The sequence below is a fragment of the Sphingopyxis sp. genome (assembly GCF_965227415.1).
Classification (GTDB): domain Bacteria; phylum Pseudomonadota; class Alphaproteobacteria; order Sphingomonadales; family Sphingomonadaceae; genus Sphingopyxis.
Window position 1 is genome coordinate 616443 of record NZ_OZ245749.1, and the last position, 16019, is coordinate 632461.

Genomic DNA, 16019 nt, shown 5'->3' on the forward strand with positions numbered 1-16019 from the left:
TCACGAGGGATCAGATTTCGGGAAGGAAATCGGGAACCGACAGGTAGCGCTCGCCCGTGTCATAGTTGAACCCGAGCACGCGTGTACCCGGCGGCAGTTCGGCCAGTTTCTGCTCGATCGCGGCCAGCGTTGCGCCCGATGAAATGCCGACGAGCATGCCCTCTTCGGTCGCGGCACGGCGCGCGAAATCCTTTGCCGCGGCGGCATCGACCTTGATCACCCCGTCGAGCAGGTCGGTGTGGAGGTTGCGGGGGATGAAGCCGGCGCCAATGCCCTGGATCGGGTGCGGCGCCGGCTGACCGCCGGAGATGACCGGCGACGCTTCCGGCTCGACCGCAAACACTTTCAGGTTAGGCCAATGCTGTTTCAGGAACTGCGCCGTGCCGGTGATATGGCCGCCGGTTCCGACGCCGGTGATCAGCACGTCGATCGGTGTATCCTTGAAGTCTGCCAGAATTTCCGGCCCCGTCGTGCGGACGTGCACGTCGATGTTCGCTTCATTCTCGAACTGCTGAGGCATCCAGGCACCGGGGGTTGTCTCGACCAGTTCGATCGCGCGCTCGATCGCGCCTTTCATGCCCTTTTCGCGCGGCGTCAGGTCGAAGGTCGCGCCATAGGCCAGCATCAGCCGGCGGCGTTCGAGCGACATGCTTTCGGGCATGACGAGGACGAGCTTATAGCCCTTGACGGCAGCGGCCATCGCCAGGCCGATGCCGGTGTTCCCCGACGTCGGTTCGACGATGGTGCCGCCTTGTTTCAAGCTGCCGTCGCGTTCGGCGGCCTCGATCATCGCCAGTCCGATCCGATCCTTGATCGACCCACCGGGATTGCTGCGTTCCGACTTCACCCACACTTCGGCGTCGGGGAACAGCTTGGCCACACGGATGTGCGGCGTATTCCCGATGGTCTCAAGGATCGAATTGGCTTTCATGATCGATGCGCTCTTTCTCTATATTCAAACCGCGGGTCCAGACGGACGCGATTCGGCCAGTCTCCGGCGCGCAGCCACTGGGTTTCGTCCGCCAGGGCCGGCAGTGGCGCGGGTTGTAACGATGCCAGCAGATACTGTCCATAAGGCCAGTCGGCGATCCCCGAGTCGGCGTTGATGTGACCAAAGGGACCGGCGTTCACGAAGCGCGCATCCCACTGACGCGACAGGCGCCAAGCATAGGCGGTCTTGGCATAGCTGTCGTTGTCGCTCGCGACGACGATCATCGGCGTACGCGAGGTGAAGCCTGGCGTGTCGTCGAATCCGGTGACGCGATGTTCGTGGCGCAGGTTCGTAAGATCGGGCGGCGCGACGAGTAGTGCGCCGGCGATGCGCGTACGCGTCACGGCGCTTGCAGCCGCGAACCAGTGCGCGAACGCGTGGCAGCCAAGGCTGTGCGCCGCGATCAGCACCGGCTCGCTCTCGGCATCGATGGCGTCCGCGATTCGACGCGACCACTCATCCTTGTCGGGTTCGGCCCAGCGGCCCAGATCGACTCGCTCGCAGTCGGCGAACTTATGCTCCCAAAGGCTTTGCCAATGGGTGGGGCCGCTGTTGTGCAGGCCCGGAATCGTCAGGATTTTGTGGCGGATCGTTGCATTGTGCATCGGGGTTCTCCATCGATGAGGGGGAGGGGAACCGTGGTGACGGGTGCAATCGACATAACTCAACTAATTTAGTTGGCAAATACTTTGTGGCGAAAGGACGGCGGTTTGCGGCGAACCGATTTGGCCGTTTCGGGCAACCGCGGAAATGCGTTAGTCCGCCTGTTTGAACTGCGGCTCGAACGTCTTGGCGCGGCGCAATTCGGGGAAGAGCCAGGCCCAGAGTGCTGTAACGCCAACCGCTGCCGCGCCGCCGGCCACGACTGCGGCGACCGGACCAAGCGCGGCTGCCATCGCACCCGCGCGCATCTCGCCAAGTTCGTTCGAGGCGGAGATGGCGAGCCCCGACGCCGCGCTGACGCGGCCGCGCATATGGTCGGGCGTGTTGAGCTGGATCAGCGTGCCGCGGACGAAGACCGAGAACATATCAGCGGCGCCCAGCAGGACGAGCATAGCGAGCGACAGGAACAGGCTGGTGGACAGGCCGAAGGCAACCGTCGCCACGCCGAACACGGCCACCGCCCACAACATCTTCACGCCGACATTCCGCTCGATCGGTCGGATCGACAGACCCAGTGCGACCACTGCTGCGCCCAGCGCGGGGGCAGCGCGGAGCAGGCCGAGACCTTCGGAGCCGACGTGCAATATGTCGCGCGCATATACGGGCAACATCGCTGTCGCTCCCGACAGGATGACCGCGAACAGGTCGAGCGTGATCGTGCCGAGCAGGAACCGCTCCATCCATACGAACTTCAGCCCGTCGAGCATCTCGCGGAGCGGATGGCGGCGCACCTCGACAGGCGGCGGCAGCACGGGCCGCACGCGGCTGATCGTGAAAGCTGAGAGCGCAAGCAGGACGACAGCAAAGATATAGACCGACGTCGGATGCGCGGCGAAGATCAGACCGCCCGCGGCGGGACCGATCACCGAGGCCGACTGCCACGCGATGCTGCTCATCGCGATCGCGCGGGGCAGCACGGCGGGCGGCACGATGTTCGGCGCGATCGCGCTCATCGCCGGGCCGGAGAAAACACGGGCGACCCCGTGCAGCGCCGCGAGCCCGAACAGCAACGGCAGCGTCAGCATATCGTGCCAAGTGAACCAGCCGAGCGTCGCGGCGATCACGATATCGATCAGGTTCGAAAAAATCGCGACGCGGCGTCGCTCGAAGCGGTCGGCAGCCCAGCCGGCAACCGGCGTCAACAGCGCCAGCGGCACGAACTGGAACAGCCCGAGCAAGCCGAGCTGGAACGATGCCTCCTTGATCGACATTCCGTAATCGGTACGCGCGGTGTCGTAGAGCTGGTATCCGATCACCACGACCACCGCGATCGTCGCCATCACCGCAGTGAAACGCGCGATCCAATAATAGCGATAGTCTGCGAAGCTGAGCGGGGAGGGGGCTTTGGGGGTCACTTCGGGCAGCACCGGCTCTTCGCCGTCGGGAGGGAGGATCGTCGCCATCGGCCAACGCCCTATCGCGCTTTTCGCCTCTGTCCAGAGCGCATGCGTATGCCGTTCGTCGATTATCGGGTGTCATCCGCCGGATGCAGTGGCAGAAACCCGCGATCGATTGAGGGAGATCATCGAATGACCCGTAAATTTGCCCGTTTCGGCGGCGCCGCGATGGCTGCGACGCTGCTCGTCCTGACCGCGTGCAACGCGTCCGACAATAAGTCGAGCACCGCGCCGACCGCGAAAAGTTGGACCGAATTCCGCGACAATTTCCTCGCCGGCTATTTCCCGCTCAACCCCAATTTCGCGGTCTATCAGGGGAAGCATGAATTCGACGGGCAACTTCCCGATTGGTCACCCGCCGGCCTCGAAAAGCAGACCGCGTTCCTCGAAAAGACGATCGCCGACGCCAAGGCGTTCGACGGCCAGATGACCGATGCAGAAAAGTTCGAGCGCGACTATCTGGTCCATGTCGCCGAAGGTCAGCTGTTTTTCCTGAAGGACGCCGACTTTCCGCACAATAACCCGGCCTATTATGTCGGCCAGCTCGACCCCAACGTCTATGTCGCACGCCCCTATGCCGACGCAACGACGCGGATGAAGGCGTTCATCGCCTACGCGCAGAAGGTCCCGGCTGCGGCCGAACAGATCAAGGCGAACCTGAAGCTTCCGCTCCCCGCAACCTTTGTGAAATATGGCACGGCAGGCTTCGGCGGCTTCGCAGATTATTATACCGGCGACGCCAAAAAGGCCTTTGCCGAGGTCAAGGATCCCGAACTCCAGAAACAGTTCGACGAGGCCGCTGCGAAAGCCGCCGCTGCGGTAAAGGACCTTGCTGCTTATGTTGGATCGAAACCGGGCACGCCTGACGGTTATGCCCTCGGCGCCGACAAATTCGCAAAGATGATCCTTACCAACGAAGCGGTCGACACGTCGATCGAAGAACTTGAACGCATCGGTCAGGCCGACCTCAAGCGCAACCAGGATGCGCTGAAGGCGGCCTGCGCGACCTATGCCGCCGGCATGACGATCACCGACTGCATGAAGAAGATGAACTCGGACAAGCCCGCCGACGGACCGGTCGCCGAGGCGCGCCGCCAGCTCCCGACACTGCGCGCTTTCATCGTCGAAAAGGATCTCGTCTCGATCCCCGGCACCGAACAGGCGCAGGTCGAGGAATCTCCGCCGTACAACCGTCAGAACGCGGCCTATATCGACATTCCGGGGCCGTATGAAAAAGGCCTGCCGTCGGTCTATTACATCTCGCCGCCCGATCCGGCCTGGGACAAGCAGATGCAGGACGACTTCGTGCCGGGCAGGAAGGACCTGATGTTCACGTCGGTCCACGAAGTGTGGCCGGGCCACTTCCTCAACTTCCTCCACTCGAACCGGGCGGAGAGCATCTTTGGCAAGCTGTTCGTCGGCTACGCTTTCGCCGAAGGCTGGGCGCATTATACCGAGGAAATGATGTGGGATGCGGGGCTGGGCAACGGCGATCCCGAAACGCATATCGGCCAGCTGTCGAATGCGTTGCTGCGCGACTGCCGCTATCTCTCCGCGATCGGGCTGCACACGAAGGGAATGACGGTCGCGGACAGCGAAAAGCTGTTCAAGGAGCAATGCTATCAGGATGAAGGCAACGCCAAGCAGCAGGCCGCGCGCGGCACTTACGATCCTCTGTACCTTAACTACACGATGGGCAAGCTGATGATCCGCAAGCTGCGCGAGGATTGGACCAAGGGCGACAAGACCAAGTGGAAGGCGTTCCACGACGAATTCCTGTCATACGGCGGCCCTCCAATCCCGATGGTGCGTGCGGCAATGATGAAAGAGGACGCGCCGAAAGCGGTCTTCTGAGGCTGGCGAATCATGGGACCGGCGGCTAGCCTCTCGCCAAAGGGGCTAGCCGATGGTTGATGTGTTCATTTCCTACTCGCGCGACAACAAGGTGCGCGTGGCGGATATTGCTGCTGCGGTGACCGCGGCGGGCTATGATGTATGGTGGGATGCCGAACTGCCTCCGCACCGCTCCTATGGCGACGTCATCACCGAAAAGATCGGCAGCGCGAAGGCGGCGATTGTCGTCTGGTCGCACGCGTCGGCGCAATCGGAATGGGTGCGGGCCGAAGCCGATGTCGCGCGCAACCAGAAAAAGCTGGTGCAGACCGCAATCGACGATGTGATGCCGCCGCTGCCGTTCAACCAGATCCAATTCGCCGACCTGAGCGATTGGAACGGTGATCCCGCGCATGGCAGCTGGCGCAAGGTGCTGATGAGCTTGGAGGAGCTGTGCGGGCGAGAGGCCCTGACACCGCCGCCGCCCCAACCGAGGCCCGCGCTTGCTGCTGCGGCGCCGCCTTCGCCAGGTGATGGGCAGACTCGCCCGGTGGAAGGGAAATCCTCGTCCCTGGCGTTGACGCTCGCTTGGGCGTTGGTCGCGGCCGCCGCGATTGCGATCGCCTTGCTGGCGTGGAAACTGCTTCAACCGACGCCCGGATCCGCTCCTTCGGCGGTCGAAGGCGTTGCCGCGCCGGCTGAAAAGCCCGGGGCGGAAATGTCGGGCGCGGCCGATAGCGGCCCGGCCGAAGCCTTTACGCTCGCGGCGGTGATCGACGACCCCGACGGCTTTACCAACATCCGCTCGGGCGGGAGCACCAAAGCCGCCATCGTGGGCAAAATCCTCGATGGCGAGAAGTTCCTGACCTACAAACAGCGCGGGCCGTGGTGGCGAGTCCGCAAGGCCGACGGGACGACGGGCTTCATGTTCCGCAAATATATCCGGCTGATCGAAGGCGGGGCCGCGGCCAGCCCTCCACCGCCGACCGCGGAACCGATGCCCACCGGCGTCGGCGGCAGCGGCGTCGTCCTTCCCGATTCATCCGATCGCCTGTTGTCCGCCGACGAGTTGGGCAATTACAGCGCGCTCGAGCTGCGCATCGCGCGCAACGAAATTTTCGCGCGCCATGGACTGCGCTTCAAGGATCCGAGGCTGCGAGCGCATTTCAGCCAGTTCGGCTGGTACAGCCCGACGACCGACGCCGTGTCGCTGTCACCAATCGAAAAGGCCAATGTCGCGCTGCTGAAAACGGCTGAAGACGCCGCGCAATGAGTGATTGCGCCGCTGTCGAGGCGGAAGTCGCGCATCGTCTGGGGCAGGGCGATGCGCTCAGTGCATTCGACTGCGCCGTCGCGGCGCGGCGCGAGGGCGTCGAGAGTCCACGGTTACGCTATCTGATGGTGCGCGCACTTGCCGCGTCGGGTGACAGCCTTGGCGCGATGCATCTTTACGAACAGCTCGACCTCGCAGCGACGGCCGACGTCGATTGCCTCGCGCTGGCCGGGCGCATCTGGAAAGACGAGGCTTTCGATCACGACGGTGTGGAACGCCTATCATTCTTGCAAAAGGCGGCGACGGCTTACGACCGCGCTTTTCGAGTATCGGGCGCCGATTTTCCCGCGATCAACGCAGCGAGCCTTTACGCGATTCTGGGTGAACGCGAACGCGCGGTCGCTCTCGCCGGACCAATCGCCGCCAACGGCGCTGGGGACTCTTATTGGGACCGGGCAACGCTCGTCGAGGCCTTGTTGCTGCTCGGGCGCGGCGACGAAGCGCTGGCGCACGCCCGCGCGACGAAGGACCAGGCAGGCGCCGGGGATCGAGCCTCGACATGCCGGCAATTATTGCGCCTGCTCGCTAGCGGTTCGGTCGATGCCGATCACGCAAAGGCGATCGTCGATCTCCTGCGTCCGGCGCCGGTCGGTGTCTATTGCGGTCGCATGTTTCTGGCGGGCGGCGAGGGCGAAGGAAACGCGGTGCGCGCGATTGCCGGGGCACTCGACGCCCAACCGCTGTCCGCATTGATCGGCCCGCTTGCTTGCGGCGCCGACATATTGTTTGCCGAAGCCGCGCTCGAACGCGGGATTGACCTTACGATCGTGCTGCCCTTTGCCGAGGATGATTTCATCGCCCAGTCGGTACGGTCGGGCGGGGAGGCTTGGCTCCCGCGCTACATCCGTTGTCGCGACGGCGCCGCCATGGTCCACTTCGCGAGCACCGCGCGCTATGTCAGCGACGACTGCCAATTCATTCTCGGATCGCATACGGCGATGGGCCTTGCCAAGCTCCGCGCTCGCGAACTGGAAACGGCTGCGATCCAGCTTGCGGTTGTCGACCCAGAGGTCACGGCCCGGATGGGCGCCGAGATCGCCGGCACCAACGCGGATATCGCACTCTGGCGATCGAAAGGTGAGCAAACGCTGACCATCCCGGTCGCGGATCTTGACCGCAACCTGAACTTTCCACTCGCGCCGAAACCGCCCGAGGGGACACGGCGCGGCTTATATGCGATCCTGTTCGCCGACTTCGCCGGTTTCTCGAAGCTCGGCGAGGCCGAGCTACCGATTTTCGCGGCCGAAGTGATGGGCGGGATCGGCCGTATTCTCGACGATTTCGGCGGCGCCGTGCTGTTCCGCAATACCTGGGGCGATGCAGTTTACGCGATTATCGACAATCCCGCGACCGCGGCGCGAATTGCGCTGGCGATGCAGGAAAAGCTCAATGTGTTGCCTGCGGGCCTCGGCCTGGAAGGCCACAAAGCCGGAATGCGAACCGGCATTCATTTCGGCCCCATCTATCGCGGCGTCGATCCCATCGTCGGCAACGAACTTTGGTATGGAACCGAAGTGACGCGAACGGCACGCATCGAGCCGGTCACGCTCGTCGGGCAGGTTTATTGCACCCAGCCGCTCGCCGCGATGCTAGCGCTCGAAAGCGCGCGCGATTTTGACTGCGACTATGTCGGCAAGGTTCAGCTGGCCAAGGATTATGGCGAGTTGGCGCTCTATCGCCTTTCTCGCCGTTCAAGCTGAAGGGGCGCGGAGCTTCGCGACGAAAAAGCCGTCGAGTCCGCCCACATCGGCAAGCATGCCGGGAAGGGTACGAATGAAGCCGCTGGCATCAGGCTCGATCCCGTCGGGCAGCTCATCGGGGGACGCCGGTTCGATGACCCAGTCGGGATGCCGTTCGAGGAATGCCGCGACCTGATTTTCACCTTCGGCCTTTTCGAGCGAACAGGTCGCATAGACAAGCCTGCCGTCGGGCTTCAGCCAACCAGCGGCGCGGTCGAGAAGCTCGGCCTGAAGCGCCGCCATTTCCTCAATCTGGCGCGGTTCGATCCGGTGAAGAACGTCGGGATGCCGGCGTGAGATGCCCGTTGCGGTACAGGGGGCATCGAGCAGTATAGCGTCGACGCGCCCCTCGGGCTCCCATTTGCGAACGTCGCCCTGCACGACCTCGGCAGGAAGGCCGGTGCGCGCCAGATTGTCGGCCAGCCGGACAATTCGCTTGGCGCTTGAATCCACCGCGACGACGTCCCAGCCGGCAGCCGCCAGCTGCATCGTCTTGCCACCCGGCGCTGCGCACAGATCAAGCACGCGGCGTCCTTCGCCTTTGCCAAGCAGGCGTGCGGGCAGGCTGGCCGCCAGATCCTGTATCCACCATCCGCCTTCGCCAAAGCCGGGCATGGCCTCGACGGCCTGACCGCGTGGCAGGCGGCGGTGAAGCGGCGCGAGTGTCGGTGCGTCAATCCATTCGTCCGCGCCCGGTTCGACCGCAAAGCTGAGGTCGACCGGCGGGGCAATGCTCCATGCCGTCGCGGCCGCCGCAACAATATCCTCGCCCCATTGCCCAGCCCAGCGCTCGGCGACGGCTTCAGGCAGATTGGCGCTTTCGGGAAGCTCCCAGCCATCCTGCTGCGCGCGCGACAAGATGGCATGTACCAGTCGCCGTGGACCGCCCGCCACCAGCGGCAGCGCCGTCGCGACCACGGCATGCGGCGGAGTCTTGAGGACAAGCAATTGCGCGAGCGCGAGCCGCAACACGGCGCGCGACTTCACATCGTCGGGAAGCACCTGCGATGTCGCGCCGTCGATCAACGCATCGATGTCGCCCATCCAGCGCAGCGTTTCGGACACGATCGCGATTGCGAACGCACGGTCGGCTGGTGCAAGCCCCTGCGTGGCGGCGTGCGACGCAACGTCGAGCGGATCGCCGCGGCGCAACACGGCATCGATCAGGCGCAGCGCGGCGCGCCGCAGCCCGGTGCCCGGAGGATCGGCTTCAGCCGGACCACGACCGCGGCGAGGGCGGCGATCAGCCATGGTTATGGTTGGCTTGCGGCAAGGGACGTCCTATGTTGGGCCGGTCATGGCCAAAAGCAGCGAAACAAACGATATGGGCGGTACGCCCCGTGCGACCAAGCGCCCCGCCCATGTCAAGGCGCCGGCGAACTGGACGAACGCTCCGCTGCCTGCGCCCGAACCGATCCACGAAGAGAAAGCCGAGGATCAGCCCGGCGGTCGCAACCCCGTGCGCTATGGCGACTGGGAGCTCAAGGGCATTGCGATAGACTTCTGATCGTCGCCGCCCCGCGATCAAAGGGGATTCATTCGCGCGAATAGCCGGTCGCGATCGATAAACTGATGCTTCAACGCAGCGACGATATGGAGCGCGACCAGCGCCAGCATCATCAGCCCGAGCGTTTCGTGCCGGTCGTGCAGCACATCGGCGACCGCTTTGCTCGGCGCGGCGATCGACGGAATGGTGAACAGCCCGAAGAAATCGATGGGCCGGTCGGCGGCTGACATCCACACCCAGCCCGACAGCGGCAACAGGATCAACAGGGCATAAAACAGGAAATGGACGAGACCGCTCGTCCACCGCTGCCACGACGGCATCGCCGCGGGTAGCGGTGGCGCCCTATGTGTCAGCCGCCACAATAGCTGGAGCAACGTCAGCGCCAGGATCGCCATGCCCAGCGCCTTGTGGACGCCCATTGCCGCGCGATGAGCGTCGCGCGGCAGGCCTTCGGTAAGCATGGCGAGGCCGATATTGGCGACGACTGCCAGACCGATCAGCCAATGAAGCCATATGGCCACCTTCGTGTAGCGCGGACCGGCGGTCGTTCCGGCTTCGGCGTTGGTGGCCACGGGTCAGTCTCCTCAGGCGACGGGGTTCGGAACCTCGAGGATTTCGGGCACCTTTCCTGCGCGAACCTGTTCGGCAAACACATCGCGCATCAGCTGAAGCGAAAAGAGATGTGCGAAGATCAGGCCGAGGCTGCCGTTCTGCATCATCTTGCGCAGGACGTCGCCGCGCAGCTCGCGCAGCTTGTTCTCGTCGACCATCTGGAAGCCGCGATAGATATAGGGCTTGTCGCTGCCTTCGGGCTGGATCGCAACTTCACCGTCCATCAGGAGGTCGGCCTTCTTGAGTTCTTCCATGAAGAAACCGGTGCGCTGGCCCGCTTCCTCGAAATTCTTGCAGAATTCGAGCACAGCGTTGACGGGGGCGGTCGGCTGGCCATTTTCGAACAGCGCATCGCCTTCGTCGAACTGACCGATCGCGCCCGAGCTGGGGTCAAAACACAACGAAAGGTCTTCGCTGTCGGGATTGAGGCGCGCGAGCAGGAACGGATAGCGGCGGATATAGGCGGGGACATAGACCGGATTGATCAGCTTGCCATCGGCATCGACGAAGGTGTTCACGCCCTCGTTGAGGCCCATCAGCGCGAGCGGCACCGGATTGTCGCCTGCCGAGAAGACGATCGGGAAAAAGCGGCATGCCGATACGAACTCGTCCGACGTCAGCGGAACCGCGTGCTGGTTGACGAGGAACTCGGCATTGTCGAGCGGACGCGCGTGAAAGTCTGCATGATCGACGCTCGAAAGCGGAACTAGATCCTTGTAGAAGAGCGGCAGGTTGTTGTCGGGCGCGGTCGCCATGATGAAACTCCAGGTAAAATGCCCCAAGACAGTTGGGGTGAAAAAGCCAATGGCGCGCCTTATTGGCCCGCGCGCCGCGACGCAAGGGCAGATGGCCCCATTTATCGCGCAGGGTAGAACCTACTCCAAAAGCCTAGTCAGCCGATCAGCTTTCCCGGATTGAACAGGCCGGCGGGATCGAGGCCGGCCTTGATCGCGCGGAGCGCCGCAAGGCGCGCAGGACTGTCGAGCTCGGCCAGGATATCGCGTTTCATCTGGCCGATACCATGCTCGGCCGAAATCGATCCGCCAAGCTCAATGACATGCTCATACACAAGGCGGCTTGCGGCAGCACCATGTCCGGCAATCCAGGCAGCGCCATCGACGTCGACTGGGGGTTGGACGTGATGATGGATATTGCCGTCGCCAAGATGGCCGAACGACACCGCCCGGGCACCCGGAAAGGCGGCGTCGAGGCGTCCGGGATTGTCGGCGATGAACCGCGGCATCAAATCCACCGGGACGCTGACATCATGTTGCAAGGCGGGCCCCTCGGCACGCTCGGCCTCCGAGATGGAATCGCGCAGGCGCCAGAAATCCTCGCTCTCGCGGTCGTTTTTGGCGATTGCGACGTCTCCGATCAGGCCTGCGTCGAGTGCGGCGGCCAGTTCAGCTTCGAGCACCGCCGCCAGTGCGTTGTCGTCATCGCCGGCGAGTTCGACCAGCACATGCCATCGATGAGTGCTCGACAGCGGATGCCGCGTCTGTGGAATATGGCACAGGACGGCTTCGACGCAGCGTTCCGGGATGATCTCGAATCCTTCGAGCGGCGCGCCGATGGCGGCGTCGAGCCGACGCAGCAGCACAAGAGCCATGTCGGGCGATTCGAGCCCGATCCACGCTGTTCGCCGTGCCGCTGCCGCCGGCACGAGGCGTAGGCTGGCGGCGGTCACAATACCCAGCGTCCCTTCGGCGCCGCAGAACAGATGCCGCAGATCATAACCGCGATTGTCCTTCTTCAGCGGCGCTAGCCCGTCGAAAATGCTGCCATCGGGGAGCACCGCCTCTATTCCCGCGACCAGCGCGCGCATTGTGCCGTGGCGAAGCACCTGCGTTCCGCCTGCGTTGGTCGACACCAGCCCGCCGATTGTCGCCGATCCTTTGCCGCCAAGCGTCAGCGGAAAACGCAGCCCCCGATCCAGCGCGGCGTTGTGGAAATTCTCGAGTATCACACCCGCCTCGGCAACGGCGATGCCTGCCTTAACGTCGAACACGCGAATCTGGTTCATTCGCCTCAGGCTCAGCAGGATCTGATCGCCGGTCGCATCCGGTGTTGCTCCGCCCACCATGCCGCTATTGCCGCCTTGCGGGACCAGCGCCGCTCCTTCCGAAGCGCAAAGCCGGACGACCGCGGCCACCTCTTCGGTCGTGGAAGGCGACAGCAACGCCGCAGCGGCACCGTGATATTTGCCGCGCCAGTCGGTCAGCCACGGCGCCATCGTGTCGGGATCGACGGTGTATCCCCTCGACCCCAACAGGTCCGACAATGCTCGAAGCAGCGCGGGCGAGGGTGGACGTCTCATGCAGCTGGGCTTCCGGAAATGATTGGCAGCCGACGCCTGGGGCATCGACAGCAATTCATTTGGTGTTCAATCATGGTTGTTAAAGCGGGCATGGACGAATATCGAATTTTCGTCCAGCATCGATGCGGGAGCCAAAGTGAACATCATTTTCCGTCAGGTCGCCGAAGGGATGGCAGCACGGTCGTGCTGACGGTCGCGGCCCTGTGGATGATGGTGGCGGGTCCCGCGGCCGAGGGGCCGGCGTTGCCCGATGCACCTGTGGCGGTTGCGATGCCCACCCCCGACGCATCCTCCTCGTTCTGGCAGGTCGTGATCGAGCAGCAGCTTATCATTCGTGTTCCTGCGCAACGATCGTCGCTCAACAATTTCGGCGCCGCGCTGATCCGTGACGTCCGCGTTCGGCAGGTGCCGATGGAGTGGAAGGAAAAGAAGGCGCCGAAATGCGTCGCGATGCGAAATATCCTGGGCATGCAGGCAACCGAGCGCGACAGCATCGACATCATCACGCGGCAAAAGCAGCGGCTGCGCGCCCAGCTCAACCGCGGCTGTCGGGCGCTCGATTTCTATGCCGGCTTTTACATGCAAGGCACCAAGGACGGCCAGCTTTGCGAGGATCGCGACCAGATTCACGCACGTACCGGTGCGAAGTGCGAGATCGATAAATTCCGCCTGCTGGTGGCGGTGCCGCGCGACGAGGATTGATCGCACGCGGATTCGCCGCCTTTTCTTGACTTTTCATTACCGTTTCCCCAATGGCCCCCGCAGTAACGGTTGGCGTGGGACGCCGTGCTGACACATTTTCCGGACAGTTTGACCTTATGAAATTTGCCGACCTCGGCCTTTCCGATGAACTTTTGCGCGCCGTTACCGAATCCGGCTACGACGAACCGACGCCGATTCAGGCGGGCGTGATCCCGTCGGTCCTGATGATGCGCGACATCATCGGGATCGCGCAGACTGGGACGGGCAAGACCGCGTCCTTCGTGCTGCCGATGATCGACATACTTGCCCACGGCCGAACCCGCGCGCTGATGCCGCGTTCGCTGATCCTCGCACCGACGCGCGAACTCGCGGCGCAGGTAGCGGAAAATTTTGAGAAATATGGCAAGTATCACAAGCTCTCGATGGCCTTGCTGATCGGCGGCGTGCAGATGGGCGATCAAGTCAAGGCGCTCGAAAAGGGCGTCGACGTTCTGATCGCCACGCCCGGCCGACTGATGGATCTGTTCGAGCGCGGCAAGATATTGCTCACGGGCTGCAACCTGCTCGTGATCGATGAAGCGGATCGCATGCTCGACATGGGCTTCATCCCCGACATCGAGAATATCTGCACCAAGCTGCCTGCGAATCGGCAGACGTTGCTTTTTTCGGCGACGATGCCGGCGCCGATCAAACGGCTCGCCGACAAATTCCTGTCGAATCCGAAGACGATCGAGGTTGCGCGTCCAGCGAGCCGGAACGAGAATATCGAACAATTCCTCGTCAAGACGTCGGAGCGCGGCAAGAAGGATGCGCTCCGCGACCTGATCGAGGTCGAGGACATCTCCACCGCGATCGTCTTTTGCAACCGCAAGACGACGGTTCGCGAACTGGCGAAATCCTTGCAACGCTTTGGCTACAAGGCGGGCGAGATTCAGGGCGACATGGACCAGTCGAGCCGCACCGCCGAACTCGACCGGTTCAAGAAGGGCATCATCAATATCCTCGTCGCATCCGACGTCGCGGCACGCGGCCTTGACGTCAAGGGCGTCAGCCATGTGTTCAATTTCGACGCGCCTTGGCACCCCGACGATTATGTCCACCGCATCGGCCGAACAGGCCGCGCCGGTGCCCAGGGCCGCGCTTTCACGCTGGTCACGCCCTCGGACGACGAAGCGATCGACAGCATCCAGAAGCTGACCGGCTATACCATTCCCGTTCATGGCGGCGGCGCCCCGAAGGCGCAGGCTGCGAAGCCCGAAGCCGAGGCAGAAGAGCGTGAGCCGCGGCGCGCCGGCGGCCGATCGGAACGTGGCGGTCGTGGCAGGGGCGCTGCGGCAAGACCCGCAAGCGAACCGAAGCCTGCGGCCGAAGCCCGTCCAGAAGCACCGAAGCCCGCGCCGCAGAAGAAAGCCCCGGTCCGCAAGCCTGCCCCCGCGGCACGCCAGAATGATGACGGCCCCGACGACGGCTGGAACGGGCCGATGCCGGGGTTCCTGTCGGTCGGTTTCGACAGCTGAGGCGGTTGCTCGTCAGAGTCTGACGAGCATCTTTCCGATATTCTGACCCGAGAAGAGGCCGAGGAAGGCGTCGGGGGTGGCTTCGAGCCCGTCGCGCACGGTTTCACGGATCGTCACTGCGCCGCTCGCGATCAGGCCGCCCATGTCGGCATAGAATTCCTCCATGCACTCGATGAACTGGTCGGTGTAGATAAAGCCTTCCATCCGAATCCGCGCCGGGATCGAGCGGATCAGATATTTCATCTCCTGCGCCTTGCCGTCGTTGTAGACGTCGATCATCCCGCAGATCGCAAAACGGGCGAAGTCGTTGGCGACGGCAAAGGCCGCGTCGAGATGCTCGCCGCCGACATTGTCGAAATAGACGTCGATGCCCGGCTTGCCGAGGGCTTCGAGCGCCTTCGCAAGTTGAGGCAGCACCGCGCCTGCCTTGTAATCGATCACCGCATCGGCGCCGAGGTCGTCGACCCAGGCGCATTTGTCGGCGCCGCCCGCCGAGCCGATGACGGTCATTTCGCGCGCTTTGGCGATCTGGACGACGGCTGAGCCAACCGCGCCACCCGCGGCCGATACAAAGACGGTATCACCGGGCTTTGCTGCCGCGACGCGGAGCAGGCCGATCCAGGCGGTGCCGCCGGTGAGGCCCATATTGTGAAGGAAAGTCTGAGGCGACATGCCGCGCGCGATCAAGTCGGCAGGCAATTTGTTGGGCATCATGTCGAGCCCGATGATCCCGCCGTCCCGCCAGCCGCCCATGTGGAGAATGAGGTCGCCCGGCGCGAAGCCATCCAGCGTGCTTTCGAGCACTTCGCCGATCGCGCCGCCGGTCATCGGCTGGTCGATCTGGAAACTTGCCGAATAGCTTTTCGCATCGTTCATCCGACCGCGCATATAGGGATCGACCGACAGCCAAAGATTGCGCACACGAAGCTGATCGGGTTCGAGCGGCCCATCGGGAAGATCGCGCAGCGCAAAATTGTCGATTGTCGGCAGTCCTTGCGGACGGCTGGTCAGATGCCATGCCTTGGCCATAGTCCCCACACCCCTTTTATCCGGCGTCCATGGCGATGCTCAGAAAAGCCGTTGCCACTGTCATTCTGTGTCGTTAAGAGCCGCCCGGTCGCGGGGCCGTAGCTCAGATGGGAGAGCGCTGCAATCGCACTGCAGAGGTCAGGGGTTCGATTCCCCTCGGCTCCACCAGCGACTTTTCCCCAAGAGCCTGTGCTGTCCAAGACCGGGTCATATTTGTGACTTGCGGCGTTCGTGAGCCGCGCAAAACCGCCGAACTTCATTCCGGAATTGCATTGTAAGCGGCGTCACGCGCGCCCTTAAAGCCACAAAAGCCCCGGACGTAACGCCCAAAACTGTGTCCTTTGTGGCTTTAGGGCCATCGCCGACGGCTGATCGGTTG

At 63.4% G+C, this 16019-nt stretch carries 14 protein-coding genes and 1 tRNA gene; 7 read left to right on the top strand and 8 right to left on the bottom strand.

The window, feature by feature from the left end:
* Window positions 1–10 precede the first annotated feature (10 nt).
* The 3 genes from cysK to ACO055_RS02925 form a co-directional block, all read right to left on the bottom strand.
* Window positions 11–931: a cysteine synthase A gene (gene cysK, locus ACO055_RS02915; RefSeq protein ID WP_422061120.1), complete on the bottom strand. Its 921-nt coding sequence runs from the start codon at window positions 929–931 to the stop codon at window positions 11–13.
* Window positions 928–1596, bottom strand: a complete 669-nt coding sequence (locus ACO055_RS02920; protein WP_422061121.1) for an RBBP9/YdeN family alpha/beta hydrolase — start codon at window positions 1594–1596, stop codon at window positions 928–930. The genes cysK and ACO055_RS02920 overlap by 4 nt, the downstream gene beginning before the upstream one ends.
* A gap of 150 nt (window positions 1597–1746) precedes the next feature.
* A complete protein-coding gene (locus ACO055_RS02925; RefSeq protein ID WP_422061122.1) occupies window positions 1747–3057 on the bottom strand; it encodes an MFS transporter in 1311 nt (436 codons plus the stop codon).
* A 126-nt stretch (window positions 3058–3183) separates the two neighbouring features.
* Between ACO055_RS02925 and ACO055_RS02930 the strand changes: the two genes are divergently transcribed.
* The 3 genes from ACO055_RS02930 to ACO055_RS02940 are packed head-to-tail and all read left to right on the top strand — an operon-like array spanning window position 3184 to window position 7917.
* A complete protein-coding gene (locus ACO055_RS02930) occupies window positions 3184–4905 on the top strand; it encodes a DUF885 domain-containing protein (RefSeq protein ID WP_422061123.1) in 1722 nt (573 codons plus the stop codon).
* A gap of 52 nt (window positions 4906–4957) precedes the next feature.
* Complete coding sequence (locus tag ACO055_RS02935) at window positions 4958–6157, top strand: YARHG domain-containing protein (protein WP_422061124.1); 1200 nt, start codon at window positions 4958–4960, stop codon at window positions 6155–6157.
* Window positions 6154–7917 carry a TRAFs-binding domain-containing protein gene (locus tag ACO055_RS02940; RefSeq protein ID WP_422061125.1) on the top strand — a complete coding sequence of 588 codons (1764 nt, stop codon included), beginning with the start codon at window positions 6154–6156 and terminating at the stop codon, window positions 7915–7917. The genes ACO055_RS02935 and ACO055_RS02940 overlap by 4 nt, the downstream gene beginning before the upstream one ends.
* On the opposite strand, the gene ACO055_RS02945 is transcribed toward ACO055_RS02940, so the two are convergent.
* Entirely contained in the window at window positions 7909–9207 is a 1299-nt protein-coding gene (locus ACO055_RS02945) for an RsmB/NOP family class I SAM-dependent RNA methyltransferase (protein ID WP_422061126.1), read from the bottom strand. The genes ACO055_RS02940 and ACO055_RS02945 overlap by 9 nt on opposite strands.
* A 73-nt stretch (window positions 9208–9280) precedes the next feature.
* On the opposite strand from ACO055_RS02945, the gene ACO055_RS02950 reads away from it, so the two are divergent.
* A complete protein-coding gene (locus ACO055_RS02950) occupies window positions 9281–9463 on the top strand; it encodes a DUF1674 domain-containing protein (RefSeq protein WP_422061127.1) in 183 nt (60 codons plus the stop codon).
* Window positions 9464–9480: 17 nt separating this feature from the next.
* Here the strand turns inward: ACO055_RS02950 and ACO055_RS02955 are convergent, their stop codons facing one another.
* From ACO055_RS02955 to ACO055_RS02965, 3 genes are all read right to left on the bottom strand, one after another.
* Window positions 9481–10035: a cytochrome b gene (locus ACO055_RS02955; RefSeq protein ID WP_422061128.1), complete on the bottom strand. Its 555-nt coding sequence runs from the start codon at window positions 10033–10035 to the stop codon at window positions 9481–9483.
* A 12-nt stretch (window positions 10036–10047) separates the two neighbouring features.
* Window positions 10048–10830 (bottom strand): SapC family protein, encoded by a 783-nt coding sequence (locus ACO055_RS02960; RefSeq protein WP_422061129.1) that lies wholly within the window; start codon window positions 10828–10830, stop codon window positions 10048–10050.
* A 137-nt stretch (window positions 10831–10967) separates the two neighbouring features.
* Window positions 10968–12392 carry an FAD-binding oxidoreductase gene (locus ACO055_RS02965; RefSeq protein ID WP_422061130.1) on the bottom strand — a complete coding sequence of 475 codons (1425 nt, stop codon included), beginning with the start codon at window positions 12390–12392 and terminating at the stop codon, window positions 10968–10970.
* A gap of 183 nt (window positions 12393–12575) precedes the next feature.
* Between ACO055_RS02965 and ACO055_RS02970 the strand changes: the two genes are divergently transcribed.
* Together ACO055_RS02970 and ACO055_RS02975 are read left to right on the top strand one after the other, a co-directional pair.
* Window positions 12576–13094, top strand: coding sequence for a hypothetical protein (locus ACO055_RS02970; RefSeq protein WP_422061131.1), 519 nt, complete (start codon window positions 12576–12578; stop codon window positions 13092–13094).
* 116 nt (window positions 13095–13210) lie between these two features.
* Window positions 13211–14611, top strand: coding sequence for a DEAD/DEAH box helicase (locus ACO055_RS02975; protein WP_422061132.1), 1401 nt, complete (start codon window positions 13211–13213; stop codon window positions 14609–14611).
* 12 nt (window positions 14612–14623) lie between these two features.
* Here the strand turns inward: ACO055_RS02975 and ACO055_RS02980 are convergent, their stop codons facing one another.
* Window positions 14624–15640 (bottom strand): NADP-dependent oxidoreductase, encoded by a 1017-nt coding sequence (locus tag ACO055_RS02980; protein WP_422061133.1) that lies wholly within the window; start codon window positions 15638–15640, stop codon window positions 14624–14626.
* Window positions 15641–15732: 92 nt separating this feature from the next.
* On the opposite strand from ACO055_RS02980, the gene ACO055_RS02985 reads away from it, so the two are divergent.
* Window positions 15733–15808, top strand: a tRNA-Ala gene (locus ACO055_RS02985).
* The last annotated feature ends 211 nt before the right edge of the window (window positions 15809–16019 follow it).